The organism is Pseudomonas sp. GD03944, assembly GCF_029839275.1.
In the GTDB taxonomy this organism is placed as follows: Bacteria; Pseudomonadota; Gammaproteobacteria; order Pseudomonadales; family Pseudomonadaceae; genus Aquipseudomonas.
Window position 1 is genome coordinate 353,263 of sequence record NZ_JAOCAH010000001.1, and the last position, 26,761, is coordinate 380,023.

The window sequence follows — 26,761 nt, forward strand, 5'->3', positions numbered from 1 at the left end:
GTGAAGTCCGCTCAAGCGGGTATACGCCATCACGAAACGAGCTCCCCAGACACTCGGTACAACAGACACGCCGCGGGCCTGTGCGGGCAACGGCCGCACAGGCCCGGTACAGCGAATCAACGGTTGATTGTGTGGTAAGGCATCGCCTGTATTTCAGGCGCTATCCCTTTGTTTACGCAAGTCTAGGGGAAAAGCCGAAGCCAGCAATGTGACTGGGTTGGCAGTCGCTCCGCGCACTGGAGCGCGCAGACCGGCGGCAGCGCAAAACTGTGATGGGCTTGGTGCAAGCCGCAAAAGGCAAACGGCCTCGTCACTGCTTCCGCGGGCGCTGCCACACGGCGCTCTACCTTTCACCGGCGCTCGGCAGCGCCACGGCTCGCCCTCGCGAAATGCCGTCGAACATCGGCGGATTTCCGCTTCTTTGCCTCAGCGCATGAGCGTCTTACCGCTCACGCGGCTTCCTGCTCGGGCAACCGAACCGCTCTAGGGCGGGAATGCTGTCAAACTGGCACGCCATCTGCTGCGCCCAGCACGTCCGCGCGAACCAGACGTACGGAACGACTGATAAAAAAGATAAGAGGTCAGCGATGCATCGCCTTCCATTTCTCGTCACACCCCCTGTGCGTCCCGCACACGGACGCCCCCGGTTACCCACGAAAAACCCCTTCTGATAATCGCCACAGGTCATTGACCCTGCCGGCCGGATAACGCGTGCCTGCGCGTATTTTTTCTGCCTGAACACAACAATAAGAACGGAGAATTCCCATGCGTTTGAGCAAACGCCTCAGCCTGCTGGCTGCCGTTGCGGTACTGGCCCACAGTCCCGTCACCCTGGCCGAGCCCACCAAGATCAACATCCTGACCGGCGGCACCAGCGGGGTTTACTACCCCATCGGCGTGGCCCTGTCGGACCTCTACAGCGAAAACATCCGGGGGTCGGAAACGACCGTACGGGCAACCAAGGCATCGGTGGAAAACCTCAACCTGCTGCAGATCGGCCGCGGCCAACTGGCGTTCGCCCTGGGCGACTCGGTCGCCGACGCCTGGAAAGGCGACCAGGAAACCGGGTTCAAGGCGCCGCGGGACAGACTTCGCGCCGTGGCCGGCATCTATCCGAACTACATTCAGGTGGTCGCGCGCCGGGATTCGGGGATACAGACCCTGGCCGACCTCAAAGGCAAGCGCATTTCCCTCGGCGCGCCGCGCTCGGGAACGGAGCTCAACGCACGGGCCATTTTCAAGGCCGCCGGCCTGACCTACGACGATATGGGGCAGATCGATTTCAAACCCTACGCCGAGTCGGTGGAGCTGATCAGACGCAATGAACTCGATGCCACCTTGCAGTCCGCAGGCCTGGGCATGGCGGCCATTCGCGATCTGGCCTCGGCGATGCCCATCACCTTCGTGTCCATCCCGGCGGACGTCGTGGGCCGCATCGGCAATGGCGCCTACCAGGCAGGAATCATCCCGGCAGGCACTTACCAAGGCCAGAGCAGCGATGTACCCACGGTCACCATCACCAACGTCCTGGTCAGCCAGACGAAGGTTTCCGATGCAGTGGCCTACCAGATGACCAAGCTGCTGTTCGAAAACCTCGACCACCTGGCCGCCTCGCACCCTGCCGCCAAAGACATCAGGCTGGAGCGCGCGGTGCAGGGCTTGCCGATTCCCCTGCACCCCGGCGCCGAACGCTATTACAAGGAGGCTGGGGTGCTGAAGTAGCCCAGCGGACCGGGCAAGCGGTCAGCCCTTGCCCGCCGCCAGGAAGGGCGCCAGGCGTGCGCCCATTTCCGCGCCGAGGGCCTGCAGGCCGCTCATGGGGCGGATCATCACTTCGAACTCGACGATCTTGCCCGTCTCGTCGAAGCGGACCATGTCGATACCCTTGAGCTCGCGCTCGCCGACCCGGGCGCTGAACTCCAGCACCACGTTGAGGCCATCGGCAGTCGCCAGTTCACGGTGGTAGGTGAAATCCTCGAAGACCTTGAGCACGGTATTGAGGATCAGGTTGACCGCCGGCGCGCCTTCATACGGCTTGAAGGCCATGGGCGAGCGAAACAGTGCCTGCGGGTGCAGCAGCTCGCTCAACCGGCTCAGGTCGCCGGCGGCGACCATCCGGTGCCAGTGTGCGAGGCTCGCGGCCACGGCAGGCAGCAGTTGCGGGGATGTAATCATGGCAGTTCTCCTTGTTGTTATCCGCCTTGAAGGCCCAGGGGGCCATAAACAAAACGCCCCGCACGAGGCGGGGCGCTGGTGACTCAGAGCTCAGCGGCGAGGCGCGAGCCCTGGTTGATCGCCCGCTTGGCGTCCAGCTCGGCCGCCACGTCGGCACCGCCGATCAGGTGCACGTTCTGCCCGGCGCCCACCAGCTCGTCGTGCAGCTCACGCAACGGGTCCTGGCCGGCGCAGACGATCACCGTGTCCACCGGCAGTACCTGGGGCTCGCCTTCGGCGATGCGGATATGCAGGCCGGTGTCGTCGACCTTGAGGTACTCGACGGAGTTGAGCATCTGCACGTTCTTGTTCTTCAGGCCGGTGCGGTGGATCCAGCCAGTGGTCTTGCCCAGGCCATCGCCCACCTTGGATTTCTTGCGCTGCAGCAGGAACACCTCGCGCGCCGGCGCATGGGGCTCGGCGCGCACGCCTGCCACACCGCCACGGGCCTCGAGGTCGCCGTCGATGCCCCACTCTTTCCAGAACGCCCCACGGTTGAGGCTGGTGGCCTCGCCCTTGTGGGTGATGAACTCGGACACGTCGAAGCCGATACCACCCGCACCGATCACCGCCACGCGCTGCCCAACCGGCTTGCGTTCCAGAATCGCATCCAGGTAGCTGATCACCTTGCCGTGCTCGATGCCATCGATGGCCGGCGTGCGCGGGGCGATACCGGTGGCCAGGATGATCTCGTCAAAACCGCCGGCCGCCAGATCGGCTGCCGACACCCGGGTGTTCAGGCGCAGGTCGACGCCGGTGGTTTCCAGCTTGCGCTTGAAGTAGCGCAGGGTCTCGTAGAACTCCTCCTTGCCCGGCACGCGCTTGGCCACGTTGAACTGCCCGCCGATCTCGCTCGCGGCATCGAACAGGGTCACCGCGTGCCCGCGCTCGGCGGCCACGGTGGCTGCCGACAGGCCGGCTGGCCCCGCGCCCACTACCGCGATCTTCTTCACCGCCGCCGTGGGAATGTAGTTCAGCTCGGTCTCATGGCAGGCGCGCGGGTTGACCAGGCAGGTGGTCAGCTTGCCGCCGAAAGTGTGGTCCAGGCAGGCCTGGTTGCAGCCGATGCAGGTGTTGATCTCGTCGGCGCGGCCTTCGGCGGCCTTGTTGACGAAATCCGGGTCGGCCAGGAACGGACGGGCCATGGACACCATGTCCGCATCACCCTCGGCCAACACCTGCTCGGCCACTTCCGGTGTGTTGATGCGGTTGGTGGTGATCAGCGGGATCGACACCTCGCCCTTGAGCTTGGCGGTCACCTTGGTGAAGGCTGCACGCGGCACCTTGGTGGCGATAGTCGGGATACGTGCTTCGTGCCAGCCGATGCCGGTATTGATGATGGTCGCGCCGGCCTTCTCGATGGCCTTGGCCAGCAGCACGATTTCGTCCCAGGTGCTGCCGCCTTCCACCAGGTCGAGCATCGACAGGCGGTAGATGATGATGAAATTCGGGCCCACGGCCTCGCGCACCCGGCGCACGATTTCCACCGGCAGGCGCATGCGGTTCTCGTAGCTGCCACCCCAGCGGTCGGTGCGCTGGTTGGTGTGGGCCGCCAGGAACTGGTTGATGAAGTAACCTTCGGACCCCATGATTTCGACGCCGTCGTACTCCGCCTGCTGGGCCAGCACGGAGCAGGTGACGAAATCGGCGATCTGCTTCTCGATGCCCTCCTCGTCCAGCTCCTTGGGCTTGAACGGGTTGATCGGCGCCTGGATGGCGCTCGGCGCGACCTGCTTGGGGCTGTAGGCATAACGGCCAGCGTGGAGAATCTGCATGCAGATCTTGCCGCCCGCCTCGTGCACCGCCTGGGTGACGATCCTGTGCTTCTCGGCCTCTTCCGCCGTGGTCAGCTTGGCTGCGCCGGCGTACACGCCACCCTCTTCGTTCGGACCGATGCCGCCGGTGACCATCAGGCCGACGCCGCCGCGAGCCCGCTCGGCGAAATACGCCGCCATGCGCTCGAAGCCGCCCGGCTTCTCTTCCAGGCCGGTGTGCATGGAACCCATCAGCGTGCGGTTCTTCAGCGTGGTGAAGCCGAGATCCAGCGGGGCGAGCAGGTGCGGGTAACGAGCGGTCATGGAAGTCTCCACCATCAAGCGAGTGCATTTCACGGAATGCCGTGGTCTCAGATGGATCACGGTCGGTATGGGGCTAGACGATAATGAGCCGGACCAGGCGCCTCAATGACCCAAACTGACAACTTATTGATCCAAATGCACTCAACTGCTTGGCAAGCCCTCGCCATCGGCCTACCCTTCGCCCCATGAAAATCATCCTCTCGCTTTGCCTCCTCGTCCTGCTTGCCGGCAGCGGCCTGGCCGTGTTCCTGAACTGGGCGGAAAAACGCCCGGACGCCTATTACCTGTCCGACCTGCGCAGCGCCATCGACAGCGAACCTGCGCCCGCGACGGCCAGCGGCAACCTGCTGCTGATCCGCCCGCAAGTGGCCCCGGCGGATTACCAGAGCCCGGACCACCTGCAGCTGAAGATCGCCAGCAGCCTGGACAACGCCCGCCAGGCCGGCCTGCTGGGGCCAGAAACCCTGGTCGTCCTGCCGGAACACGTCGGCACCTGGCTGCTGGCCCGGGACGAGAAACCCGAGCTGTACCAGACCCGCAGCCGCCAGGAAGCCCGTGACTGGCTGCTGCTCGGCAACCCATTGCTGGCAGTCAAGGCGCTGCTGGTCAACCTGGACGCCGACCGCCTGGACGAAGCGCTGCTGCGCATGAAGGCCGAGCAGATGGCCCGGGATTACCAGCAGCTGTTCTCGACCCTCGCCCGGGAGTACCAGGTGACGCTGCTCGCCGGCTCGATCCTGCTACCCGAACCCCAGGTCCGCGATGGCCAGCTGGTCAGCGGCGACGGTCCCTTGCGCAACCTCAGCCTGGTGTTCGCGCCGGACGGCAGCATTCAGGACAAGGCCTATGACGAACCCTGGCCCTGGCGCCCGGGTGCACGTGCGCCCCAGCAGGTCACCGTGGGCACGCAGCGCTACCGTATCGAGCGCGACTGGCGCCCGGGTTATCCGCAAAGCACGGTGCAGGTCATAGGAACAGGCGTCACCAGCCCGCCCCTGTTCCTGCGCGGCAACCTCGACTGGCCGGTGGGCGGCGCCTCGCGCAACATCCACCTGACGCCCAAGGCCGCGCCCCAACTCAGCGACGCACCGGGCAGCCACGTGCTGAATCTCTGGCTCACGCCGCCATGAAACCGCAGCGGGTCCGTCTGGGCGATCTGTCGGTCGGTTTCGTTCACGGCCTGGCGGACGCCATGCAGCAGCTCGGCCAGGACCCGCAACCGCTGCTCGACCAATATGGCCTGGACCACGCCCGCCTGGCCGAGCCCCGCGCACGCCTGTCGATCCCGCGCTACATGCGCCTCGGCCATGCCGCGATCCAGGTGTGCGGCGAACCGGGGCTGGGCCTGCGCATGGGGCAACTGAGCCGCCTGAGCCAGATTGGCCTGGCCGGGGTCACCGCCGCCCAGGCCCCCACGGTGCGCGAAGCCGCCCGCGCCCTGACCCGCTTCGAACCGCTGTATGCCTCCAACTACCGGGGCAGCTCCAGCCTGCACGAAGACGCCCAGGGCGCCTGGCTGCGCTTCTATTCCATCAGCCCCTATAACGCCTACAACCGCTTCGTGGTCGACTCGGTGCTGGCCAGCTGGCTGCAGCAACTGGGCCACCTGGTTCGACAGCCGCTGACGGTGGACAAGGTGCAGATCGAATTCCCGCCGCCCAGCTACAGCGCGCAGTACAACGCGCTGTTCGACTGCCCGGTGGAGTTTTCCGCAGAGCAGAACCAGCTGCGCCTGAACCAGGCCACGCTGAATCTGCGCAACCCGGAACACTGCCCGAGCACCTGGCGGCACCTGCTGGAAATCTGCGAGCGGGAACTGGAGCAACTGACCCGCACCCGCAGCCTGCGCGAACGCATCAGCCAATTGCTGGGGCCGTTGCTGCATGGGCGCGAGCCCGATCTGAACGAAGTCGCCGCGCGCCTGCAGTTGCCCACCTGGACGCTGCGCCGCAAACTGGCGGAAGAAGGAACACAATTCCGCGCCATCCTCAACGACACGCGGCGCGACCTGGCGGTCGCCTACATAAGGGACACCGAACTGGCGTTCGGCGAGATTGCCTACCTGCTCGGCTTCGCCTCGGCGGAAGCCTTTCAGCGGGCGTTCAAGCGCTGGATTCAGCAGACGCCCGGGGAATTCCGCCGCGCCCAGCGCAAAGCGGGCTGATTAGCGCGGGTCTCTCACAACTCAGTGGCGTCTTCCACCGGCTCCAGGCCGCCCTCTTCCAGGGCACGGGATTCGAGCAGTTCTTCCTGGTAGTCATCCATCGAACGGTCCTCCTCATCGATCTGCACGGCCGAAAAAGGACCGTGCCCGATGACTCTAGGCCCGCCAGATGACCATCCGATGACGCCCGCCAGCAAATCGCGGGCAAGAAAAAACCCTCAGGTATCGCTACCTGAGGGTTTTCGTGTATGGCGCAGCGGACGGGACTCGAACCCGCGACCCCCGGCGTGACAGGCCGGTATTCTAACCGACTGAACTACCGCTGCGCGTCGGTTGGACTTTCGTCCGTGGAACTCTTGCTTCGTCTGGCAAACGACCCTTGCGGGTTTTCTGCCTCATCTCAGGGGGAGAGCCTGGGATGGAAAATATGGCGCAGCGGACGGGACTCGAACCCGCGACCCCCGGCGTGACAGGCCGGTATTCTAACCGACTGAACTACCGCTGCGCGTCGGCCGGACTTTCGTCCGATTCACAAAGATGGTGGGTGATGACGGGATCGAACCGCCGACCCTCTGCTTGTAAGGCAGATGCTCTCCCGGCTGAGCTAATCACCCATCGCTTTGCGAGGCGCGCAATTTACGGTTGGAACGATCCTAAGTCAACACCCTGCTTAAAGTTTTTCTCAAATCAGGCAAATTTTCTTTTTGCCCAAGGGCATCCGCTGCACCAGCAAAAGCACGATGAACGGTACGGGGCGAGGCTCAGGGACCGGCGCGCAGGGTCAGCCGCGTGCTCACCCGGTTTTCCTCGCCGCGGTCCAGGCCGGCTTCGCTGATCGTCACCCCCTGCTCCTGCAGCGCGGTGAACCAGCGCAGCAATTGGCTGAACGGTGCCGGCTGCAGGCTGACTTGCAGGGCGCCGTCGCCATCGCTGTCCACCCGTTCGATGGCCAGTCCCTGTTCGGCGGCGCTGGCCGTCACCAGCCCTTGCAGGCGGGCCGGGTCCAGGTTGACCTGCGGTTTGAGCGACACACGGCGAGCCAGGGGGGCCTTTTCCTGGAGGTAGGCATACAGCGCCCGCTCGTGCTCGAACGCGGCACGGGCGCTGTTCAGGCGCTGCTGCGCCGGTTGCCACAACAGCAGGTAAAGCAGCACCGCGCCGAGAAACAGCGCCAGCAGGCCCAGGGCCAGGCGGTCACGCGGCGGCAAGCTGCGCCAGCGCTGGGCCAGGGCAGAATCCTGCCACTGGGCGGCCAAGGGGGTCTTCAGGGGACTCAGGCTGCCCATGTTCATCCTCCGATCACCAGCCGCGCGCTCACGCCGGCCGACTCGCGGCTGGCGGACCCCATCTGCACCGCCAGACCGGCGTCCTGCAGACGGGTACGCAACTGTTCCAGTTCATCGAACCCAGAGGCCTGGACCTGCAGCGCCAGGTCGCCACGGGTACTGCTGTAGTCCAGCTGCTGCACCTGCACCTGGCTACCGTCGACCTGCATCGCCTGGCTCACCTGGCCCAGCAACCCGAGCAAGCGACCTTGCCCTTCGCCGACTCCGGCGCTCAGGTGCTGGTCCAGTTGCGCCCGCAGGTTGACCAGCTTGGTGTCTTCGGGAAACAGCTCCCGGTACAGCGCCGCGCTGCTGGCGGCGTATTCATCGGCCTGGCGCTGCAGGTACCAGCCCTGCCCCAGGTTGAAGCCCCATTGCAGCACCAGCCACAGCGCCAGCAGGCCCGCCACGGGGCGCCAGCGCTGCCAGTGCCCCGTGCCCTGCTGGGCAGCGAACTCGGCCTGGGCCAGGTTGACGGTGACCGGCTGCTGCGCCAGCCAGCGGTGGCCGTCGGCGATCTCAGGGTTGGCGTCCGCCGGCTCCAGTGCCGGTTCGTCCCCCGAGCGATAGGCCACCTGGGGCGGCGGGCAGACCGTCTGCAGCGTTTCCCAGGCGTCGCGGCTCAGCGCCATGCGTGCCACATCGCCGCCCCCCAGCAGCCAGCGTCCATCCAGCAGGAGCAGTTGCGTGCCCTCCCGCGGCAGCAGGTCGGCATCCACCGCGATGCACTGGGGCGCTAGCGGGCACAGGCCGATCCAACCGGCCAGCCAAGCACGGCGTACGGCGAACACCCGGTGGCGCCCATCGGCCATGACCTCGCCCAGGGCCAGGTGCATCTGTTCGACGTCTTCGGCCAGCAGTTCTTCCACCGCGAAGGGCAAGGCCTGGCGCAGCCAGCGGGTCTTCTGGGTGGGCAGGCGCACCGCACAGGCGGTCACCGCCTCGACCGGCAACACCAGCGTCCAGGCGCCGGCCAGCTCGGCCAGCGCCTCGGAAAAAGACATCCGTTGGCTGTGCTCGCCGTTGATGCGCTGCACCGGCAGGTCCGCCTGGATGCCGGTGGACGCCTCTGGCGGCAGGAACAGGTAGGTCTGACTCATGGTTCGACTTCCTTGACGGGTTCGGGTGGCGCGCCGCTCTGCCCCAGATCACGGGCCAGGACATACACCTTGCCGTCGCTGGCGCGCTGCAGGGTGCTGCGTAAAACCTGACGGCGGTCGCCCACCGTCACTTCACTGGTCGCCTGGAAATACTGGCTGCCCACCGCCAGGGCCTGGCTCTGCACCTGCAGGCCGGGCAACTGGGCGAGAAAAGTCGGCACATCCGGATAGCCCTGGCCACCCCGGGCCGCCACCAGCCCCTGAGCAGTGCTGAGGGGGATGCCATCGGCCAGGCTGGCCAGCACCCAGGCACTGGCGGTGTTGACGTTCAAGGTAGCATCCGCCGGCAGCGCCGTGACGAAGGGCAGCAGGCGTTGGTAATCGGCCTCGGTCATTTCCAGCAGCAGGCGCAGCTCGGAGACGTCGGCCAAGCGCCGGTTGGCGGCCCGGTAAGGCGGCGCCAGCAGCAAGTACTGGTTGTCTTCGGCACCGAAGCCGCCACTCGGCTCCTGGTCGGCGTCCAGCCAGTCCACCAGCCGTTCGGCATAGGGGGTCTCGATCTGCAGGATCAGCAGCAGGCGACGGAACTGGGCCACCGCCGCCTCGTTGACCTGGCCCTGGCGCACCAGGCTGTTGAGATTAAAACGCCCGCTCGGGTCGCTGATACGCAGCAGCAATTCGCCGCCTTCATCCAGGGCGAAGGAATCCTGAGGCCTGGCCCAGGGCTCGCCCAGGTGATCCACCGGGGCCCGCGGATCGCCCTGCTGCAGGTCACGGCGCAGGATGGCCTTGGCCAGGGTCTCGCCGCCCAGGGCGTAGTGCCAGGCCTGGCGCACGTGCAGCTGGTTGGCGCTGCTGCGGATCGACACCTGCTGACGCGCGATGATGCCGGCGCTGACCACCGTCACCACGGCGACCACCAGCAACACGGTGATCAGGGCCATGCCCCGTTGCCGGTTCATGGCAGCGGCTCCTGGCCATTCGGGAGTTCGGGTGCCTGGCCGAGGTTGTCAGGCAGCACATCCGGCAGGCGCAGCACGCGGCGCAACTCGCCGTAGCGGCGGTGTTCGAGCACCAGCTCGACCGCTCTCGGCAGGTCTTCCAGGGCTTCATCCTCGGTTCGACCCTGGGGCGGCCAGGCGGGCAACCAGCTGCCCTCTTCATCCAGGTAACGCAGTTGCACGCGGGTCACGCCATCGAGGGCCTGCTGAACCTGCGGCTGCGTGTCCTGAGCCTGATCGAGCACGCTCCAGTAGCGCCGCTGCCACTGCTCGCCGCTCAGTTGCCAGCGCACCCGCTGCAGGTTGGCTCGCGGGCTGCCCTGGGGATTGCGCCAACCGCTGCGCGTCCATTCGATGGCGCTGCCGCCCTCTTCGTCGCCCAGCAGCGCGGCCCGCGCGTCACCAAACGGGTCGCGCACCGGCCGCACCACCACCTGGGCCAGGTCGCGCTCGAAGGCGCCCATGGCCCGTACCAGTTCACGCAGTTGCTGCTCGTGGGCACGGGTGGTGCTGTCGGTGCGCAGCACGCTGTCGAGCATGCGGTAGGTGCCGAGCGCCAGCAGCGCGAAGATGGCGATGGCGATCAGCAGCTCCAGCAGAGTAAAGCCCCGTGAGGTGCTCATAGCGGCTCACCGAGAAACCCGCTCAGGCTGACCGTCGCCCGCTCGCGCAGGTCGCCCGCCAGGCCACTGGCCGACCGCGGCGCCACCCACAGGGTGACACGGCGCATGCTGGGTTCGCTGGTGGCTTCGATCTCGCTCTGCCACAGCCAGCGGCGCCCGGCGAAGGTCACCTCGCCCTGATCGCGGCCATTGGCCACGGCGCTGCGCTCCAGCTGCAACTCCACCAGGCGGTTGTCGGCGACCCACATCGCCAGGGTCTTATCCTCCAGCCGCGAGGCGGTCTGCAGGCTGCGTGCAGTGGCCGTCAGCACGCTGGCCGCCACCAGGGCGAAGATAGCCAGGGCCACCAGCACTTCGAGCAAGGTGAAGCCGCGCGTGCGTTTCATCCGCGGCCTCCCGCCGGTGTAGCCTGCTCGACCGTGGGCAAGCGGAATCCGTCGCTGGACAGGCGCAGGCGCATGCCGCCCTGGCGACGTTCGCCAATGCGCAGCAGGAAGGGGCTCATTTCACCGCTGGAGAGAATTACCAGGTGCGGCGCGAGACCGCTCGCTGCCTTTTCGCCGGTCGGCGCCGGCAGGGTCAGGGGTTCGCCCTCCAGCTCGACGCTCAGCTCGGCCCATTCCGGCAGGCGGTGGGGTTTACCAGCAAGCGCCTGCCATTGCCGACGCTGCGGGTCATAGGCCAGTACCTGGTAGCTGTCGGCCGCCAGCGACAGGCCGTATTCGCGGTTATCCAGCACGGCTTCCTCGGCTAGCACGCCAATCAGCCCGGCCAGCCGCTCGGCCTCGTTGCGCAGCTCCCGTTGCGGGCCGGCAATGCCGGTGCTGAGCACCGCCAGGCCGATCAGCACACCGAGGATGACCAGCACCACCAGCAGCTCGATCAGGGTAAAGCCGCGCCCCGCGAGCGAACGCCCGCGACGCGCCATCGCCAGCCGACCGAGCACCATGGCTCAGCGCCTATCCATCACAGGTCCCAGTTGCCGATATCGGCATCCAGGCCGCTGCCACCCTGCTTGCCGTCGGCACCCAGCGAGTAGAGGTCGAAGGCACCCTTGGTGCCGGGCGCCAGGTACTGATAAACATTGCCCCAGGGGTCGATGGGCAGGCGCTTCAGATAGCCGTCCACGTTCCAGTTCTTCGCCGGCGGGTTGCCGGACGGTTTGCGCACCAGCGCCTCGAGGCCCTGCTGGGTGCTCGGGTAGACCTGGTTGTCGAGCTTGTACATGTCCAGGGCCGCGCCGATGGCCTTGATGTCGCCCTGGGCCACCGTGACCATGGCCTGGTCCGGGCGGTTCATCACCTGCGGCACCACCAGCGCCGCGAGAATACCGAGGATCACCACCACCACCATGATCTCGATCAGCGTAAAACCCGCTTGCCCCGTACGTCGCAACGATCCGTTATTCACCTGATTACCCCACCAGTTGATTGAGAGAAAGAATCGGCAGCAGGATGGCCAGGACGATGACCAGCACCACTGCGCCCATGAACACCAGCATGAAGGGCTCGAACAGGCCGACCAGCAAGGCGATCTGCGCCCCCAGGTCGTTCTCCTGGTTGCGCGCGGTGCGTGCCAGCATCTGATCCAGCTCGCCGGAGCGTTCACCGCTGGCGATCATGTGCAGCATCATCGGCGGGAACTGCCCGCTGGCCTCCAGCGCGCGGGTCAGGCTGCCGCCTTCGCGGACCTTCTGCGCCGCCACCACCACTTCGGCGCGGATCACCCGGTTGGCGATCACTTCGGCGCCGATGGCCAGGGCCTCGACCAGGGGCACGCCGCTCTGGGTCAGGATCGCCAGGGTCGAGGCGAAACGCGCGCAATCCGTGGCGCGAATCAGCCGACCGACCAGCGGAATGCGCAACAGCAACCCGTGCCAGCGCAGCCGGACCTTGTCGTCACGCAACGCCCAGCGCAGGCTGAAGAACCCCGCCACCGCCAGCAGTGCGGCCAGCCAGCCCCAGTTCTTCACCCACTCGCTGAGGGCGATCAGGCCGCGGGTCAGGACAGGCAGGGTCTGCCCGGAATCGACGAACACCCGCACCACATCGGGCACCACGTAGCCGAGCAGAAAGCCGACGATCAGCAGCGACGCGCACATCAGGATCACTGGATACAGCAGCGCCAGTTGGATCTTCTGCCGTGACTGCTGGCGTTGCTCGGTGTAATCGGCCAGTTGTTCCAGCACCGGGCCCAGGTGCCCGGCGTGCTCGCCGGCCGCCACGGTGGCGCGGTACAGGTCGGGAAAGGCGGCGGGAAACTCCTTCAGGCTGCTGGCCAGGTCGTGCCCTTCCAGCACCCGCGCACGCACCGCGAGCAACATGCCCTGGATACGCGGCGAACGGGCCTGGGCCGCTGCCGCCCGCAACGCTTCTTCGATGGGCAGTGCAGCCTGCACCAGGGTCGCCAGCTGCCGGGTCAGCAAGGCCAGGTCCCGCGCCGACAGGCCCCGGGACAGGCTGAAATAACCGGCCTGGCCGGCCTGCTCGCGGGTGCGGGTGGCCTTGACCTCCAGCGGTGCCAGTTGCCGGTCGCGCAGCAACTGCCGCACCTGGCGGGCACTGTCGGCCTCCAGCACGCCTTTCTGCTGGCGACCGTTACCGTCGAGGGCGAGGTATTCGAAGGCGGCCATTTATTCTTCCTGGGTCACGCGCAGGACTTCTTCCAGGCTGGTCACCCCTTCCAGCACCTTGCGCCGACCGTCCTCGCGGATGCTCGGGCCCAGGGTGCGGGCATGGCGGGTCATGTCCTGTTCGGAGGCCGCGCTGTGGATCAGCGTACGCAGGCGGTCATCGAACACCACCAGCTCGTAGATCCCGGTGCGCCCGCGGTAGCCCTGCTGGTGGCACTGCCCACAGCCCCGGGGCCGGTGCAGCGTCGGCGCCTCTTCCACCGAGAGCCCCAGGCGCGCGCATTCGGCGGCGTCGGCCGTGTAGGCCTCCTTGCAGTGTGGGCAGAGCACGCGCACCAGGCGCTGGGCCAGCACGCCCAGCAGCGAGGACGACAGCAGGAACGGCTCGACGCCCATGTCCACCAGCCGGGTAATCGCGCCGATGGCGCTGTTGGTGTGCAGGGTCGAGAGCACCAGGTGTCCGGTCAGCGAGGCCTGCACGGCGATTTCGGCGGTTTCCTTGTCACGGATCTCCCCCACCATCACCACGTCCGGGTCCTGGCGCAGGATCGCCCGCAGGCCCCGGGCAAAGGTCATGTCGACCTTGGTGTTGACCTGGGTCTGGCCGATGCCTTCGAGGTGGTATTCGATGGGGTCTTCGACGGTGAGGATATTGCGCGTGCGGTCATTGAGGCTGACCAGGCTGGCGTACAGGGTGGTGGTCTTGCCCGAGCCGGTGGGGCCGGTGACCAGCAGGATGCCGTGGGGCCGGCGCACGGTTTCTTCCATCACCTGGCGATCCCGGGCACTCATGCCCAGGTGCTGCAGGTTCAGGCGCCCGGCCTGCTTGTCCAGCAGGCGCAGCACCACCCGCTCGCCATTGGCCGATGGCAGGGTCGATACGCGGATGTCCACCTCGCGCCCGCCGACCCGCAGGGAAATGCGGCCGTCCTGGGGAATGCGTTTCTCGGCGATATCCAGCCGCGCCATGACCTTGACCCGCGACACCAGCAACGCCGCCAGCTCGCGTTTGGGCTCCAGCACTTCGCGCAGGATGCCGTCGACGCGAAAGCGCACCACCAGGCGTTTCTCGAAGGTTTCCAGGTGGATGTCGGAGGCGTTTTCCTTGATCGCTTCGCCGAGGATGGCGTTGATCAGGCGGATGATCGGCGCGTCGTCTTCCTGCTCCAGCAGGTCCTCGGTTTCCGGCACCTGCTCGGCCAGGGCCGCCAGGTCCAGGCGCCCGCCGAGGTCCTCGGCCAGTTGCATGGAGCCGCTTTCATGCTGATAGGCACGGGCCAGCGCCTGTTCGAAGGCTTCGCGGGTCAGGGCTCGCAGCGGCAACTGCCGGCCGATGAAGCGCTGGGCTTCGGCCAGGGCCACCAGTTCCACCCCCGGGCGGTGCGCCAGGCAGGCCGTGTCGGCCTCGGTCACCACCACCACGCCATGGCGCCTGGCAAAGCTGAACGGCAGACGGCGAGGCGAACTTTCTGCGAATGGAGCGTTCATTTGAGCGTGCCTTGAAACGGTAAGTGTGTGCGGGTGCACGGTCAGTTCTGACCGCTCGTACGACCACAGTTCCGTCGGTTAATTGTTATTGTTTTCCCGCTGTAGCGCGCAAGCACTGAGCTATCTTTAGCATATTGCACGCTGTGGTACATCACCCGGGGAGGGGCTGCCAAATGCATGCCAACGGTCTATGATCCAGGCGCGCCGCACACCGCATAACAATAATTTTCCGGAGTGACGCATTTGCCTCTTTCGGCTTCCCGAAGCTGGGTACACGCCCGTGCCACGCCCCTGATCGGCTCCGCACTGGTGGTTGCCATGAGCGTCAGCCTGGCCTGGCAGACCATGGACTGGCTGCGCCTGGTACGTGCCCCGCTCCACACCGATTCCGCCACGGCCGTCGACCAACCCTCCCCCGTGGTCGACCAGCGCCTGCAACACCTGTTCGGCGCCAGCCAGCTCAGTGGCGACGCTCCGGCCCCCGCGACCTCCATGCGCCTGACCCTGCTCGGCAGCTTCGTGCACGCCGACCCGGCCCGTTCCAGCGCCATTCTCAGCCTTGATGGCGGCACCGCGCGGCGCTTCGGCATCGACAGCGAAATCAGCAACGGTGTGCGGCTGCACGCCGTGCACGCCGATCACATCGAACTGATGCGCAACGGCCGCCGCGAGAGCCTGGCCTTCCCGCGCAGCCAATCCCCCACCCACGTGCCCGAAACGCCCGCCCCGGACGCGGTCGACCAGCTCAGCGAGCTGGAAGCCGGCAACATCGAACAACTGCGTGAACGCATGGACGCCCTGCGTCAGCAAATGGAGGCCTCCGGCACGCTGGAGCCGGAAACCGACACCCCAGAACAGCCTACGGAAAGCGAATGACCCGATGACGCCACTTTTCTCGCACCTCACCCTGGCCCTGCTGGCCGCCGGCCTGGCCATTGCGCCGCTGCCGCTGAGCGCCGCCAGCACCCCGACCTCCGCGCCGCTCAGCCAGCAGGAGGACGGCTGGACCATCAACCTCAAGGGCGCGGATATCCGTGAGTTCATCGATCAGGTGGCGCAAATCACCGGGGAAACCTTCATCGTCGATCCGCGGGTCAAAGGCCAGGTCAGCGTGGTCTCCAGCACGGCCCTGGGCCTGAGCGAGGTGTATCAGCTGTTCCTCTCGGTCATGGCCACCCATGGCTTCAGCGTGATCACCCAGGACGGACAATCGCGGATCGTGCCCAACGCCGAAGCCAAGGCCGACGCTGGCCGCGGGCGCGATGCCGCCGACCAGCTGGAAACCCGCCTGATCCAGGTACAGCACGGCTCGGCGACCGAACTGATCCCGCTGATTCGCCCGCTGGTTCCGCAGTTCGGGCACCTGGCCGCCGTGACCTCGGCCAACGCCATCATCATCAGCGACCGCCGCGCCAACATCGCCCGCATCGAAGACCTGCTGCGCCAGCTCGACCAGAAGGGCAACGCCGACTTCAGTGTCTATGACATGCGCCACGGCTGGGTGATGGACGCCGCCGAGGTGCTGAAGGCCTCCCTGGACCGGGGCCAGGCCAAGGGCGCCACCAGCACCCAAGTGATCGCCGACGGCCGCACCAACCGCCTGATCATCCTCGGCCCGCCGGCCGCCCGTGCCAAGCTGGTGTCACTGGCCCAGTCCCTGGACACACCGACCAGCCGCTCGGCCAATACCCGGGTCATCCGCCTGCGCCACAACGATGCCAAGACCCTGGCGGAAACCCTCAGCGAAGTCTCCGAGCAGTTGCAACCGCAGGCCGAAGGCGAAGCCACGGGGCGACCGCAAACCGTGCTGATTCGCGCGGACGAGAGCCTCAATGCCCTGGTGCTGCTGGCCGAGCCGGACGTGGTGGCGACCCTGGAAGACATCGTGCGCCAGCTGGACGTGCCCCGTGCCCAGGTGATGGTCGAAGCGGCCATCGTCGAAGTCTCCGGCGACGTGACCGACGCCCTCGGCGTGCAATGGGCGGTGGATGCCCGGGGCGGCACCGGCGGCCTGGGCGGGGTCAATTTCGGCAACACCGGCCTGTCGGTGGGCACCGTGCTGCAGGCCATCCAGGACCAGCGCAACGACGTCGACAACCCGGCCCTGAACAACCTGCCGGATGGCGCCATCATCGGCCTCGGCACCGACAGCTTCGGCGTGCTGATCACCGCGCTGTCGTCCAACACCAAGAGTAACCTGCTGTCGACCCCCAGCCTGTTGACCCTGGACCACCAGAAAGCGGAGATTCTGGTGGGGCAGAACGTGCCCTTCCAGACCGGCTCGTTCACCACCAGCGCCTCGGGAGCGGACAACCCGTTCACCACCATCGAGCGCCAGGACATCGGCGTGACCCTGAAAGTCACCCCGCACATCAACGAAGGCGCCACCCTGCGCCTGGAGATCGAGCAGGAAATCTCCTCGATCGCGCCCACCGCCCAGGGCGTCAACGCGGTGGACCTGATCACCAACAAGCGCTCGATCAAGAGCACCATCCTCGCGGAGGACGGCCAGGTCATCGTACTCGGCGGGCTGATTCAGGACGACGTCACCCAGACCGACTCGAAAGTGCCGCTGCTCGGCGACATTCCCGTGCTCGGCCGGCTGTTCCGCTCGACCCGGGACACCCGGGTCAAACGCAACCTGATGGTGTTCCTGCGCCCCAGCGTGATCCGCGACGCGGCGGGCCTGGCGGCGATCTCCGGCACCAAGTACAGCGACATCCGCGTGCTCGGCGACATCCGCGAAGGTTACCGCCCTGGCTTCCTGCCGAAAGACCCGCAGCGCCTGTTCGAACAGAACCCGCAACCACCGGCGGTGGACCTGCGCGAGTAACCGCCCCGAAGCCAAAAGCCCCGGCATCGACCGGGGCTTTTCGTTGGCGTATTCGAAGTGGATGCGCTATTCCGGCCACTGCCACGGCGGCGCATCCAACAGGCCCTGACCGACGATCTGCGTTTCGCCCAGCACCTTTTCCAGCACGATCGAATTGCACTGCTCATCCTGCTCCAGCGCGGCGATCAGGCGACTGGCGTGGGACACCACCCACACCTGGCAATGCCGGGAGGCCTGGATGATCAGGCGCGCCAGGGCCGGCAGCAGGTCCGGGTGCAGGCTGGTCTCCGGTTCGTTGAGCACCATCATGGTCGGTGGCCGCGGTGTCAGCAGCGCAGCGATGAGCAGGAGGTAGCGCAAGGTTCCGTCCGACAACTCGGCCGCCGACAGCGGCCGCAGCAGCCCTTCTTGAAAGAACTCGACGGCGAAGCGCCCACCCTGCAGCGGCTGGATGTTCAGGCGCGCGCCGGGGAACGCATCGCTTACCGCGCGCTGCAAGGCCTCGGGATCGCCGATTTCGCGGATGGTCTGCAGCGCCGCCGCCAGATCGCGCCCATCGTGGTGCAGAAACGGCGTACGCGTACCCAGCTGCGGCTGGCGAACCGGTGCGTCCGCGTCGCTGCGAAAGTGGTCGTAGAAGCGCCAGCCACGGATGCTTTCGCGCAACAGCATGACCTCCGGCGAGCCGCGCAGGCTGCCCACCTGGTCGAACAGGCTGTGGTAATTGGGCGTGTGCTGAGCCAGGACATCCCAGCCGCGCCCTTCCCGGGCGCGCACCATGGGCCCGGAACGCTGCACCAGCAGGCTGGCCGGACGATAGGCCTCGCCTGCCCAGATGCACTCTTTCTTCACTTCCGGGTCGAGGCTGAAGAAGGACCGGCTAGGTTCCGGCAGCCCGAGGGAAATCGCGTAGCTGTAATCCTCCCCGGCAAACCCCAGACGCAGGCGCTTGACGCCCTGGCGCACGGTGGCCTCGACCGGCACCTCCCCACTGCGCATACGCCGCGTGATGGACTCCGGCCCGGCCCAGAAGGTGGAGTCCAGCCCGCCTTCACGTGCCAGCGCATTGATCACCCCACCCTGGGCGGTTTCCGCCAGCAAGCGCAGGGCGCGGTACAGGTTGGACTTGCCGCTGCCATTGGGGCCGGTGATCAGGTTCAACCGGCCCAGGGGCACCACCAATTTGTTGATCGAGCGGTAATTGGCCACCGCGAGGGTCTTGAGCATGGGCGTAGGGCCGGGCTGGAAACCGTCGGAGTATGGGATGCGCGGCGCGGTTAAGAAACCCTGTGCGAGGTGCACAGGCGGCCAGCAGCGGGTTGTCGAATGGCCGTTTCGCAGCCTGGGTCGAGCGAAGCGGCACCCGGGAAATCGCCCAGCACCATCACACGCCGTGAGTTATTCGGCGTAAATCATCTTGCGGCTCATGCCGCCATCGACCACGAACTCCTGGCCGGTGACGAACCCCGAGCGGCCCGACAGCAGCCAGGCGACCATGGCAGCCACGTCTTCGACCTTGCCCACCCGACCAGCCGGGTGCTGCACGTGATCGTGCTGGGCCAGCGGGTCGGCCCGTTGCTCGACCGGGTCGCGGGAATCGATCCAGCCGGGGCTGACCGCATTGACCCGCACCTCCGGCCCGAGGCTGATGGCCAGCGAATGGGTCAGCGCCAGCAGACCGCCCTTGCTCGCCGCATAGGCCTCGCTGTTGGCTTCGGACTGGTGGGCACGGGTCGAGGTCAGGTTGACGATGGCGCCACGGTGCGCCCGCAGGTACGGCACGCAATGCTTGGCCAGCAACATGGGCCCACTGAGGTTGATCGCCAGGGTACGGTTCCAGCGCGCCAGGCTGAGGCTTTCCAGTTGCGGGTTGTAGGGGTCGGCCACCGCGGCGTTGCAGACCAGGCCGTCGAGGCGACCGAACTGCCCAAGCACTTCGGCGACGCCAGTGGCGACCTGCTCTTCCTGGGACACGTCCATGGCGACGAACCAGGCGTTGTCGCCCAGCGCCTTGGCCACCCGGGAGCCGCGCTCGCGCTCGACGTCCGCGAGCACCACCTGCCAGCCCTCGGCGATCAGCCAGGCGGAAATGCCCAGGCCGATGCCCCGCGCGCCACCGGTGACCAGCGCCACCTTGCCGCCGGAGCGACCGCCGCCCCAGTCGAGCGCGACCTGCTCGCTCAAAGCGCTGCCAGGCCGCGCGCGAGGTCCGCCTGCAGGTCGGCCAGGTCTTCCAGGCCCACCGCCACGCGGATCAGGTTGTCACGGATGCCGGCATTGGCCCGCTCCTGCGGCGACAGGCGCCCGTGGGAGGTGGTGGCCGGGTGGGCGATGGTGGTCTTGGTGTCGCCCAGGTTGGTGGTGATGGAGATCACCCGCGTGGCGTCGATGAACCGCCAGGCCGCCTCCTTGCCGCCCTTGACCTCGAAGCTCACCACCGCACCGAAGGCGCGCTGCTGACGCTTGGCCAGTTCGTGCTGCGGATGGCTCGGCAGGCCGGCGTAGTAGACGTGCTCGATACCCGGCTGCTGCTCCAGCCACTGGGCCAGGGCCAGGGCGCTGGCGCAATGGGCCTGCATGCGCACGCGCAGGGTTTCCAGGCCCTTGAGGAAGATCCAGGCGTTGAACGGACTCAGGGTCGGCCCGGCCGTGCGCAGGAAGCCGACGACTTCTTTCATCAGGTCCGCGCGACCGGCGACCACGCCGCCCATGCTGCGACCCTGACCATCGATGTACTTGGTGGCCGAGTGCATGACCACGTCCGCGCCCAGCTTCAGCGGTTGCTGCAGCGCCGGGGTGCAGAAGCAGTTGTCCACGGCCAGCAACGCGCCCTTGCCATGGGCGATTTCCGCCAGGGCGGCGATATCGACCAGTTCGGCCAGGGGGTTGGACGGCGACTCGACGAACAGCAGCTTGGTGTTGGGCTTGAACGCCGCCTGCCAGGCATCCAGGTCGGACAACGGCACATAGTCGACCTCGACGCCGAAGCGCTTGAGGTACTTCTCGAACAGACTGATGGTCGAGCCGAACACGCTGCGCGACACCAGCACGTGGTCGCCGCCGCTGCACAGGCTCATGACGATGGCGAGGATCGCCGACATGCCCGAGGACGTGGCCACGGCCTGCTCGGCGCCTTCCAGGGCGGCGATGCGCTCCTCGAAAGCCCGCACAGTGGGGTTGGTGTAGCGCGAATAGACGTTGCCCGGCACTTCGCCGGCAAAGCGCGCCGCGGCGTCGGCAGCGGTGCGGAACACGTAGCTGGAGGTCGGATAGAGGGCTTCGCTGTGCTCACCCTCCGGGCTGCGCTGCTGCCCGGCCCGCACGGCCAGGGTGTCGAAGCCGACATCGGTGAGGTCGCTGTCGAGGCGACCGGCCTGCCATTCTTGCGTCATGTTCCTTCCCTCTAACGCGGCGCCCTGGTGGCGCCTCGCGGCGCCAGCGGGACTCAGTTGTTGTACAGATCGATGATCGCGCTGACCGCCTGGGACTTGACCTTGCTGGCGTCGTTGCGCGCCTGCTCGATGCGGTTCAGGTAGGCCTCGTCGACATCGCCGGTGACGTACTTGCCGTCGAACACCGCGCAGTCGAAGTTATCGATCTTGATCTTCTTGCTGCCGCTGACCGCTTCGATCAGGTCCGGCAGGTCCTGGTACACCAGCCAGTCAGCACCGATCAGCTCGCAGACCTCTTCGGTGGTGCGGCCATGGGCGATCAGCTCGTGGGCACTCGGCATGTCGATGCCGTAGACGTTCGGGTAGCGCACCGCCGGGGCCGCGGAGCAGAAGTAGACGTTCTTCGCACCGGCTTCGCGGGCCATCTGGATGATCTGCTTGCAGGTGGTGCCGCGCACGATGGAGTCGTCCACCAGCATCACGTTCTTGCCGCGGAACTCCAGTTCGATGGCATTGAGCTTCTGGCGCACGGACTTCTTGCGGGCCGCCTGGCCCGGCATGATGAAGGTGCGGCCGATGTAACGGTTCTTGACGAAGCCTTCGCGGAACTTCACGCCCAGGTGGTTGGCCAGCTCCAGCGCGGCGGTGCGGCTGGTGTCCGGGATCGGGATGACCACGTCGATGTCATGCTCGGGACGCTCGCGCATGATCTTCTCGGCCAGCTTCTCGCCCATGCGCAGACGCGCCTTGTACACCGAGATGCCGTCCATGATCGAATCCGGGCGTGCCAGGTAGACATGCTCGAAGATGCACGGTGCGTATTTCGGGTTGGCCGCGCACTGACGGGTGAACAGCTTGCCGTCTTCGGTGATGTACACCGCTTCGCCCGGTGCCAGGTCGCGGATCAGGGTGAACCCGAGCACGTCCAGGGACACGCTCTCGGAGGCGATCATGTACTCGACGCCTTCATCGGTATGGCGCTGGCCGAAGACGATCGGGCGAATACCGTTGGGGTCGCGGAAACCGACGATGCCGTAGCCGGTGATCATCGCCACCACGGCGTAACCACCCAGGCAGCGCTCGTGCACGTGGGTGACGGCGGCGAACACGTCCTCCTCGGTCGGCTGCAGCTTGCCGCGCTGCGCCAGCTCGTGGGCGAACACGTTGAGCAGCACTTCCGAATCGGAGTTGGTGTTCACGTGGCGCAGGTCGGACTCGTAGATTTCCTTGGCCAACTGTTCGACGTTGGTCAGGTTGCCGTTGTGCGCCAGGGTGATGCCGTACGGCGAGTTGACGTAGAACGGCTGGGCTTCGGCGGAGCTGGAGCTGCCCGCGGTCGGGTAACGGACGTGGCCGATCCCCATGTGGCCGACCAGGCGCTGCATGTGGCGCTGCTGGAAGACATCGCGCACCAGACCGTTGTCCTTGCGCAGGAACAGCCTTCCATCATGGCTGGTCACAATACCGGCAGCATCCTGGCCGCGGTGCTGGAGAACGGTGAGACCGTCATACAGCGCCTGATTGACGTTCGATTTACCGACGATACCGACAATGCCACACATGTGACGCAACCCCTACTCAATGAAACAGGCTAGTTAGAAGGCACTTGCGGCAATTTAGGCTGCAAGAACTCTTCTTTGAACGGCAGCTCAGCTGGTGCGCTGATACCGCTGGCAAGCCACTCGCTGGACATCCCCAGAATGAGGTTCTTCGACCAGTCCGCAACCATCAAAAAGTGAGGCAGCAAGGTTGATTGCTGCCACCACGAATCCTGCTGCACGGGCGCCAGGCTGAGCAGCCCGACCACGACGACGACCAACAAGCCGCCCCGCGCGGCACCAAATACCATACCCAGGAAACGATCGGTGCCGGACAGGCCGGTGACACGAATCAGTTCACCAATCAGGTAGTTGACCAGGGCTCCGACCAGGAGCGTACAGACAAATAACAGTGCGCAGGCCGCGATGACACGGGCTGACGGTGTTTCGATGAATTCGGTGAGGTGCTGGGACAGGGCGCCGCCAAACATCCAGGCGACCACACCGGCGACGATCCAGGTGACCAGGGACAAGGCCTCCTTGACGAAGCCACGGCTCAAACTGATCAGACTCGATACGGCGATGATGGCGATAATCGCCCAATCGACCCAGGTGAATGCCACGATTCAGGCTACCGACGGAAAAGGCGCTGCATTTTAGCAGAGCCCCCGCCCTCGGTTAAACAAAGGATTACAACCAACAGAAAAACAGCGACTAGCTGCTCTCCGGCTGGAAGCGCACGACGAAGCCGTTGAGCTTCTGCTGGCGATTGAGCAGGTCACGCAGGCGGTCGGCCTCGGCACGCTCGACCAGCGGCCCGACGAACACCCGGTTCATCCCGTCCGCCGTGCGGATATAAGCGTTGTAGCCCTGGCTGCGCAGGGTCTTCTGCAGGGTTTCCGCCCCGGAGCGGCTGGAAAGGCTGGCCAGCTGCACCGACCAGCTCACCGGCAGGGTATTGGCGTCCAGGCGGCTGGACGGCGCCGGGACTTCGGCTTTTGGCGGAGCGACCGGGGCCACGGCGGGAGTCGCAGGCGGTGCTGGCGGGGTGGCGGCGACAGGCGGCTGCTCGACGATTTCAGGCTGGATGGCAGCAGTCCCCTCCTCCGGCACCGGCTCCTGCGGCAGGGCTTCGGGCTCGGGAACGGCGACGGGCTCCATCTCGATGGTCGGCATCACCGGCGTTTGCGGCATGGCCGGGGCATCCACCACCACGTGGCGCAATTCGTCTTCGCGCGAGAGCAGCATCGGGATGAAGATCACGGCCAGTGCCATCAGCACCAGCGCACCGACCATGCGCTGCTTGAGCCCTTTATCCAGCAAAGCCATCCTGCATTTCCCCCTTGGCATGGCGGGCCAGCCATTCCAGGGCCTCGGCCACGCAGTAAAACGATCCGAACAGCAGAATCTCGTCATCCGCCGTTGCGCGGGCACATTGTGCCAGCAACGCAGCCTCGACGTCGTCATGCACCTGCACATTCGCGCGCCGCACCTGCAGGTGCGCCTGCAACTCGGCGGCCGGGCGCGAACGCGAGGTGGGCAGCGTCACCACCGCCCAATCGGCGATCTCGTCCAGCAGCGGCCCCACGACCCCTGGCAGATCCTTGTCGGCCAGCAGACCGAACACGGCCAGGCGCTTGCCGGCGATGGGCCGGGCAGCCAGGCGCTGAGCCAGGTAGTCGGCGGCATGGGGATTATGCCCAACATCCAGCAGCAGCGTGAGTGACTTGCCTTGCCAATTCAGCACGCGGCGATCGAGGCGACCGGTCACCCGGGTGGCGGCCAGGGCCCGGGCAATGCGCTCGGGCTGCCAGGGCAGACCGAGCAAGGCATAGGCCTGCAGGGCCAGGGCGGCGTTTTCCATGGGCAGGTCGAGCAAGGGCAGCGCGTCGAGGCGCAGGACAGCGCCGTGCTCGTTCAGGCCAAACCAGCTCCAGCTGTCCGCGCCAACGATCAGGTCATAGTCCAGGCCGCGGCGGAAAAACGGGCAATCCAGCGCGGCCACCTGCTGCACCAGTGGCAGCGGCGGGTCGATATCGCCACACAGCGCGGGCTTGCCGGCCCGCAGGATGCCGGCCTTCTCGAAGGCCACCGATTCGCGGGTATCCCCCAGCCAATCGGCGTGGTCCAGGCCGATGCTGGTCACCAGGGCCACATCGGCGTCGATCAGATTGACCGCATCCAGGCGCCCGCCCAGGCCGACTTCCAGCACCACGGCATCCAGCATCGACTGCTGGAACAGCCAGAACGCCGCCAGGGTGCCCATTTCGAAGTAGGTCAGCGACGTCTCGCCACGGGCGGCCTCGACAGCCTCGAACGCCTGACACAGCTGCTCATCGCTGGCCTCGACGCCATCGATCTGCACGCGCTCGTTGTAGAGCAGCAGGTGCGGAGAGCTGTAGACGCCGACCTTGAGGCCCTGCTCACGCAGCAGCGAGGCAATGAAGGCACAGGTGGAACCCTTGCCATTGGTACCGGTGACGGTAATGACCCGTGGCGCCGGCTTGCCCAGTTGCAAGCGGTGCGCCACGGCTCGGGAGCGCTCCAGGCCCATGTCGATGGCAGATGGATGCAGTTGCTCCAGGTATGCCAGCCAATCGGCCAGGGAGCGCGGGGTCATGCCGTGACCGGCAACGCGGTGGGCGAAGGACGGTGCATGAACTGCGCGAGCAGACGAGCCAGACGCGGACGCAGCTCGGCACGGTGGATGATCATGTCGATGGCGCCGTGCTCGATGAGGAATTCGCTGCGCTGGAAGCCTTCCGGCAGCTTTTCGCGAACGGTCTGCTCGATCACGCGCGGGCCGGCGAAGCCGATCAGCGCCTTCGGCTCGGCGACGATGACATCACCCAGCATGGCCAGGCTGGCCGACACGCCACCGTAGACCGGGTCGGTCAGCACGGAAATGAACGGGATGCCCTCTTCGCGCAGACGCGCCAGCACGGCCGAGGTCTTGGCCATCTGCATCAGGGAGATCAGCGCTTCCTGCATCCGCGCACCGCCGGAGGCAGCGAAGCAGACCAGCGGGCAACGCTGCTCCAGGGCGACGTTGGCGGCGCGCACGAAGCGCTCACCGACGATGGCGCCCATCGAGCCGCCCATGAACGAGAATTCGAAGGCGCAGGCCACGATCGGCATGCCTTCGAGCGTACCGCTCATGGCAATCAGGGCATCTTTCTCGCCGGTCTGCTTCTGCGCAGCCACCAGACGATCCTTGTACTTCTTGCTGTCACGGAATTTCAGGCGATCGACCGGCTCCAGGTCAGCCGCGATCTCGGCACGGCCATCAGCATCGAGGAAGATGTCCAGGCGGGCACGGGCGTCGATGCGCATGTGATGGTTGCACTTGGGGCACACATCCAGGGTCTTTTCCAGCTCGGGCTTGTACAGCACCGCGTCGCAGGACGGGCACTTGTGCCACAGCCCTTCTGGCACCGAGCTTTTCTTAACCTCGGAACGCATGATCGAAGGGATCAGTTTGTCTACCAACCAGTTGCTCATGCTCTTGACTCTCCACAGCTGTAGGCCTGGACATGCTCAAGGTCACGACCTTGCAACCTGTCCCGGCAAATTCACGAGGGCGATCCCAGCAGGGGCCGGTCGGCATGGCATCCACCACACATCCGACCCGCCACCTCACCTGCGATCACCAAAGGCGTCCGTTGCAGCGCATGCAACAGGTCTATGGACGGCGAAGCGCAGGCCGCCGTCACATTGCCCGCTCAATCCTCCAGGGTACGCCTGGACTCCCCCACGAACGCACGCACCTTGGCCGCGTCCTTGATGCCCTTGCTGGCTTCGACCCCACCGCTGACGTCCACGCCATACGGCCGGACCTGTTCGATGGCGCCGCGTACGTTCTCCGGCGTCAGCCCGCCCGCCAGGATGATCGGCACCTGCACATCGCGCGGCACCAGCGCCCAGTCGAACGCTTCGCCCGTCCCGCCCGGCACGCCGGCGACGAAGGTGTCCAGCAGAATGCCGGCCGCCGACGGATAGGCTGCGATCTGCGCGGCGACATCATCGCCCGGCTTGACCCGCAGCGCCTTGATATACGGACGGCCATGACCTTCGCACTCAGCCAGCGTCTCGTCACCATGGAACTGCAGCAAATCCAGCGGCACCTCGGCCAGGATCGCGTTCAGCGCCTCGCGCTCGATGTTCACGAACAACCCCACCGTGGTCACGAACGGCGGCAGCGCCGCGAGGATCGCCCTGGCCCGCGCCACATCGACCGCGCGCGGGCTCTTGGCGTAGAACACCAGGCCAATGGCGTCCGCCCCGGCATCAACGGCGACCAACGCATCTTCTATGCGGGTAATTCCACAGATCTTGCTGCGAACGACTGACAACGGGCAGGCACCTCAGTAAAT

25 protein-coding genes and 3 tRNA genes are annotated in these 26,761 nt (G+C 66.3%); 5 read left to right on the forward strand and 23 right to left on the reverse strand.

Annotated features, from left to right (window positions below; all coding sequences use genetic code 11):
• Nucleotides 1-765 precede the first annotated feature (765 nt).
• Nucleotides 766-1,722, forward strand: a complete 957-nt coding sequence (locus tag N5C28_RS01660; protein WP_279819377.1) for a TAXI family TRAP transporter solute-binding subunit — start codon at nt 766-768, stop codon at nt 1,720-1,722.
• Between the two features lie 21 nt (nt 1,723-1,743).
• Here the strand turns inward: N5C28_RS01660 and N5C28_RS01665 are convergent, their stop codons facing one another.
• Both N5C28_RS01665 and N5C28_RS01670 read right to left on the reverse strand, forming a co-directional pair.
• The gene (locus N5C28_RS01665; RefSeq protein WP_279819379.1) at nt 1,744-2,175 is read right to left on the reverse strand and encodes a nuclear transport factor 2 family protein; all 432 of its coding nucleotides are present in this window, start codon (nt 2,173-2,175) and stop codon (nt 1,744-1,746) included.
• 83 nt (nt 2,176-2,258) lie between these two features.
• On the reverse strand, nt 2,259-4,292 hold the full coding sequence (locus N5C28_RS01670) for an NADPH-dependent 2,4-dienoyl-CoA reductase (protein WP_279819380.1): 2,034 nt from the start codon (nt 4,290-4,292) through the stop codon (nt 2,259-2,261).
• Between the two features lie 185 nt (nt 4,293-4,477).
• On the opposite strand from N5C28_RS01670, the gene N5C28_RS01675 reads away from it, so the two are divergent.
• Nucleotides 4,478-5,422 carry a hydrolase gene (locus N5C28_RS01675; RefSeq protein WP_279819382.1) on the forward strand — a complete coding sequence of 315 codons (945 nt, stop codon included), beginning with the start codon at nt 4,478-4,480 and terminating at the stop codon, nt 5,420-5,422.
• A complete protein-coding gene (locus tag N5C28_RS01680; protein ID WP_279819385.1) occupies nt 5,419-6,456 on the forward strand; it encodes an AraC family transcriptional regulator in 1,038 nt (345 codons plus the stop codon). The genes N5C28_RS01675 and N5C28_RS01680 overlap by 4 nt, the downstream gene beginning before the upstream one ends.
• 249 nt (nt 6,457-6,705) lie before the next feature.
• Here N5C28_RS01680 and N5C28_RS01685 read toward each other — a convergent pair.
• From N5C28_RS01685 to gspE, 12 genes are all read right to left on the reverse strand, one after another.
• Nucleotides 6,706-6,782 (reverse strand) — tRNA-Asp (locus N5C28_RS01685).
• A 102-nt stretch (nt 6,783-6,884) separates the two neighbouring features.
• Nucleotides 6,885-6,961, reverse strand: a tRNA-Asp gene (locus N5C28_RS01690).
• Nucleotides 6,962-6,994: 33 nt separating this feature from the next.
• Nucleotides 6,995-7,070 (reverse strand) — tRNA-Val (locus N5C28_RS01695).
• A 147-nt stretch (nt 7,071-7,217) separates the two neighbouring features.
• Complete coding sequence (locus N5C28_RS01700) at nt 7,218-7,742, reverse strand: type II secretion system protein M (RefSeq protein WP_279819387.1); 525 nt, start codon at nt 7,740-7,742, stop codon at nt 7,218-7,220.
• A gap of 2 nt (nt 7,743-7,744) precedes the next feature.
• On the reverse strand, nt 7,745-8,881 hold the full coding sequence (gene gspL, locus N5C28_RS01705; RefSeq protein ID WP_279819390.1) for a type II secretion system protein GspL: 1,137 nt from the start codon (nt 8,879-8,881) through the stop codon (nt 7,745-7,747).
• A complete protein-coding gene (gene gspK, locus N5C28_RS01710) occupies nt 8,878-9,843 on the reverse strand; it encodes a type II secretion system minor pseudopilin GspK (protein ID WP_279819392.1) in 966 nt (321 codons plus the stop codon). The genes gspL and gspK overlap by 4 nt, the downstream gene beginning before the upstream one ends.
• Nucleotides 9,840-10,505, reverse strand: coding sequence for a type II secretion system minor pseudopilin GspJ (gspJ, locus tag N5C28_RS01715; protein ID WP_279819394.1), 666 nt, complete (start codon nt 10,503-10,505; stop codon nt 9,840-9,842). The genes gspK and gspJ overlap by 4 nt, the downstream gene beginning before the upstream one ends.
• A complete protein-coding gene (gene gspI / locus N5C28_RS01720; RefSeq protein WP_279819396.1) occupies nt 10,502-10,891 on the reverse strand; it encodes a type II secretion system minor pseudopilin GspI in 390 nt (129 codons plus the stop codon). Before gspI ends, gspJ begins: the two co-directional genes overlap by 4 nt.
• On the reverse strand, nt 10,888-11,433 hold the full coding sequence (gene gspH, locus N5C28_RS01725; protein ID WP_279820314.1) for a type II secretion system minor pseudopilin GspH: 546 nt from the start codon (nt 11,431-11,433) through the stop codon (nt 10,888-10,890). The genes gspI and gspH overlap by 4 nt, the downstream gene beginning before the upstream one ends.
• 38 nt (nt 11,434-11,471) lie before the next feature.
• Nucleotides 11,472-11,915 (reverse strand): type II secretion system major pseudopilin GspG, encoded by a 444-nt coding sequence (gene gspG, locus N5C28_RS01730; RefSeq protein WP_279819399.1) that lies wholly within the window; start codon nt 11,913-11,915, stop codon nt 11,472-11,474.
• Nucleotides 11,916-11,919: 4 nt separating this feature from the next.
• Nucleotides 11,920-13,137 (reverse strand): GspF family T2SS innner membrane protein variant XcpS, encoded by a 1,218-nt coding sequence (gene xcpS / locus N5C28_RS01735; RefSeq protein ID WP_279819401.1) that lies wholly within the window; start codon nt 13,135-13,137, stop codon nt 11,920-11,922.
• On the reverse strand, nt 13,138-14,625 hold the full coding sequence (gene gspE / locus N5C28_RS01740) for a type II secretion system ATPase GspE (protein ID WP_279819403.1): 1,488 nt from the start codon (nt 14,623-14,625) through the stop codon (nt 13,138-13,140).
• Nucleotides 14,626-14,943: 318 nt separating this feature from the next.
• Between gspE and N5C28_RS01745 the strand changes: the two genes are divergently transcribed.
• Together N5C28_RS01745 and gspD are read left to right on the forward strand one after the other, a co-directional pair.
• Nucleotides 14,944-15,501 (forward strand): type II secretion system protein N, encoded by a 558-nt coding sequence (locus N5C28_RS01745; protein ID WP_279819406.1) that lies wholly within the window; start codon nt 14,944-14,946, stop codon nt 15,499-15,501.
• 4 nt (nt 15,502-15,505) lie between these two features.
• On the forward strand, nt 15,506-17,458 hold the full coding sequence (gspD, locus tag N5C28_RS01750; protein ID WP_279819409.1) for a type II secretion system secretin GspD: 1,953 nt from the start codon (nt 15,506-15,508) through the stop codon (nt 17,456-17,458).
• 66 nt (nt 17,459-17,524) lie between these two features.
• Here the strand turns inward: gspD and N5C28_RS01755 are convergent, their stop codons facing one another.
• The 9 genes from N5C28_RS01755 to N5C28_RS01795 form a co-directional block, all read right to left on the reverse strand.
• Nucleotides 17,525-18,685 (reverse strand): AAA family ATPase, encoded by a 1,161-nt coding sequence (locus N5C28_RS01755; RefSeq protein WP_279819412.1) that lies wholly within the window; start codon nt 18,683-18,685, stop codon nt 17,525-17,527.
• Between the two features lie 171 nt (nt 18,686-18,856).
• On the reverse strand, nt 18,857-19,642 hold the full coding sequence (locus N5C28_RS01760) for an SDR family oxidoreductase (RefSeq protein ID WP_279819414.1): 786 nt from the start codon (nt 19,640-19,642) through the stop codon (nt 18,857-18,859).
• Nucleotides 19,639-20,850 (reverse strand): O-succinylhomoserine sulfhydrylase, encoded by a 1,212-nt coding sequence (locus N5C28_RS01765; protein WP_279819415.1) that lies wholly within the window; start codon nt 20,848-20,850, stop codon nt 19,639-19,641. The genes N5C28_RS01760 and N5C28_RS01765 overlap by 4 nt, the downstream gene beginning before the upstream one ends.
• A 53-nt stretch (nt 20,851-20,903) precedes the next feature.
• Nucleotides 20,904-22,412, reverse strand: a complete 1,509-nt coding sequence (purF, locus tag N5C28_RS01770; RefSeq protein ID WP_279819416.1) for an amidophosphoribosyltransferase — start codon at nt 22,410-22,412, stop codon at nt 20,904-20,906.
• Between the two features lie 29 nt (nt 22,413-22,441).
• Nucleotides 22,442-23,011, reverse strand: coding sequence for a CvpA family protein (locus N5C28_RS01775; protein WP_279819419.1), 570 nt, complete (start codon nt 23,009-23,011; stop codon nt 22,442-22,444).
• 91 nt (nt 23,012-23,102) lie between these two features.
• Nucleotides 23,103-23,717, reverse strand: coding sequence for an SPOR domain-containing protein (locus N5C28_RS01780; protein WP_279819421.1), 615 nt, complete (start codon nt 23,715-23,717; stop codon nt 23,103-23,105).
• Nucleotides 23,701-25,008, reverse strand: coding sequence for a bifunctional tetrahydrofolate synthase/dihydrofolate synthase (gene folC / locus N5C28_RS01785; protein WP_279819423.1), 1,308 nt, complete (start codon nt 25,006-25,008; stop codon nt 23,701-23,703). Before folC ends, N5C28_RS01780 begins: the two co-directional genes overlap by 17 nt.
• Nucleotides 25,005-25,889 (reverse strand): acetyl-CoA carboxylase, carboxyltransferase subunit beta, encoded by an 885-nt coding sequence (gene accD, locus N5C28_RS01790; RefSeq protein WP_279819426.1) that lies wholly within the window; start codon nt 25,887-25,889, stop codon nt 25,005-25,007. Before accD ends, folC begins: the two co-directional genes overlap by 4 nt.
• 221 nt (nt 25,890-26,110) lie before the next feature.
• Nucleotides 26,111-26,740 (reverse strand): phosphoribosylanthranilate isomerase, encoded by a 630-nt coding sequence (locus N5C28_RS01795; protein WP_279819429.1) that lies wholly within the window; start codon nt 26,738-26,740, stop codon nt 26,111-26,113.
• Between the last annotated feature and the right edge of the window lie 21 nt (nt 26,741-26,761).

What these genes read in the sequence shown, in the direction of transcription:
- N5C28_RS01660 (WP_279819377.1), top strand. Translation starts at nt 766, where the DNA reads ATGCGTTTGAGCAAACGCCTCAGCCTGCTGGCTGCCGTTGCGGTACTG.
- N5C28_RS01665 (WP_279819379.1), bottom strand. Translation starts at nt 2,175, where the DNA reads ATGATTACATCCCCGCAACTGCTGCCTGCCGTGGCCGCGAGCCTCGCA.
- N5C28_RS01670 (WP_279819380.1), bottom strand. Translation starts at nt 4,292, where the DNA reads ATGACCGCTCGTTACCCGCACCTGCTCGCCCCGCTGGATCTCGGCTTC.
- N5C28_RS01675 (WP_279819382.1), top strand. Translation starts at nt 4,478, where the DNA reads ATGAAAATCATCCTCTCGCTTTGCCTCCTCGTCCTGCTTGCCGGCAGC.
- N5C28_RS01680 (WP_279819385.1), top strand. Translation starts at nt 5,419, where the DNA reads ATGAAACCGCAGCGGGTCCGTCTGGGCGATCTGTCGGTCGGTTTCGTT.
- N5C28_RS01700 (WP_279819387.1), bottom strand. Translation starts at nt 7,742, where the DNA reads ATGGGCAGCCTGAGTCCCCTGAAGACCCCCTTGGCCGCCCAGTGGCAG.
- gspL (WP_279819390.1), bottom strand. Translation starts at nt 8,881, where the DNA reads ATGAGTCAGACCTACCTGTTCCTGCCGCCAGAGGCGTCCACCGGCATC.
- gspK (WP_279819392.1), bottom strand. Translation starts at nt 9,843, where the DNA reads ATGAACCGGCAACGGGGCATGGCCCTGATCACCGTGTTGCTGGTGGTC.
- gspJ (WP_279819394.1), bottom strand. Translation starts at nt 10,505, where the DNA reads ATGAGCACCTCACGGGGCTTTACTCTGCTGGAGCTGCTGATCGCCATC.
- gspI (WP_279819396.1), bottom strand. Translation starts at nt 10,891, where the DNA reads ATGAAACGCACGCGCGGCTTCACCTTGCTCGAAGTGCTGGTGGCCCTG.
- gspH (WP_279820314.1), bottom strand. Translation starts at nt 11,433, where the DNA reads ATGGCGCGTCGCGGGCGTTCGCTCGCGGGGCGCGGCTTTACCCTGATC.
- xcpS (WP_279819401.1), bottom strand. Translation starts at nt 13,137, where the DNA reads ATGGCCGCCTTCGAATACCTCGCCCTCGACGGTAACGGTCGCCAGCAG.
- gspE (WP_279819403.1), bottom strand. Translation starts at nt 14,625, where the DNA reads ATGAACGCTCCATTCGCAGAAAGTTCGCCTCGCCGTCTGCCGTTCAGC.
- N5C28_RS01745 (WP_279819406.1), top strand. Translation starts at nt 14,944, where the DNA reads ATGAGCGTCAGCCTGGCCTGGCAGACCATGGACTGGCTGCGCCTGGTA.
- gspD (WP_279819409.1), top strand. Translation starts at nt 15,506, where the DNA reads ATGACGCCACTTTTCTCGCACCTCACCCTGGCCCTGCTGGCCGCCGGC.
- N5C28_RS01755 (WP_279819412.1), bottom strand. Translation starts at nt 18,685, where the DNA reads ATGCTCAAGACCCTCGCGGTGGCCAATTACCGCTCGATCAACAAATTG.
- N5C28_RS01765 (WP_279819415.1), bottom strand. Translation starts at nt 20,850, where the DNA reads ATGACGCAAGAATGGCAGGCCGGTCGCCTCGACAGCGACCTCACCGAT.
- purF (WP_279819416.1), bottom strand. Translation starts at nt 22,412, where the DNA reads ATGTGTGGCATTGTCGGTATCGTCGGTAAATCGAACGTCAATCAGGCG.
- N5C28_RS01780 (WP_279819421.1), bottom strand. Translation starts at nt 23,717, where the DNA reads ATGGCTTTGCTGGATAAAGGGCTCAAGCAGCGCATGGTCGGTGCGCTG.
- folC (WP_279819423.1), bottom strand. Translation starts at nt 25,008, where the DNA reads ATGACCCCGCGCTCCCTGGCCGATTGGCTGGCATACCTGGAGCAACTG.
- accD (WP_279819426.1), bottom strand. Translation starts at nt 25,889, where the DNA reads ATGAGCAACTGGTTGGTAGACAAACTGATCCCTTCGATCATGCGTTCC.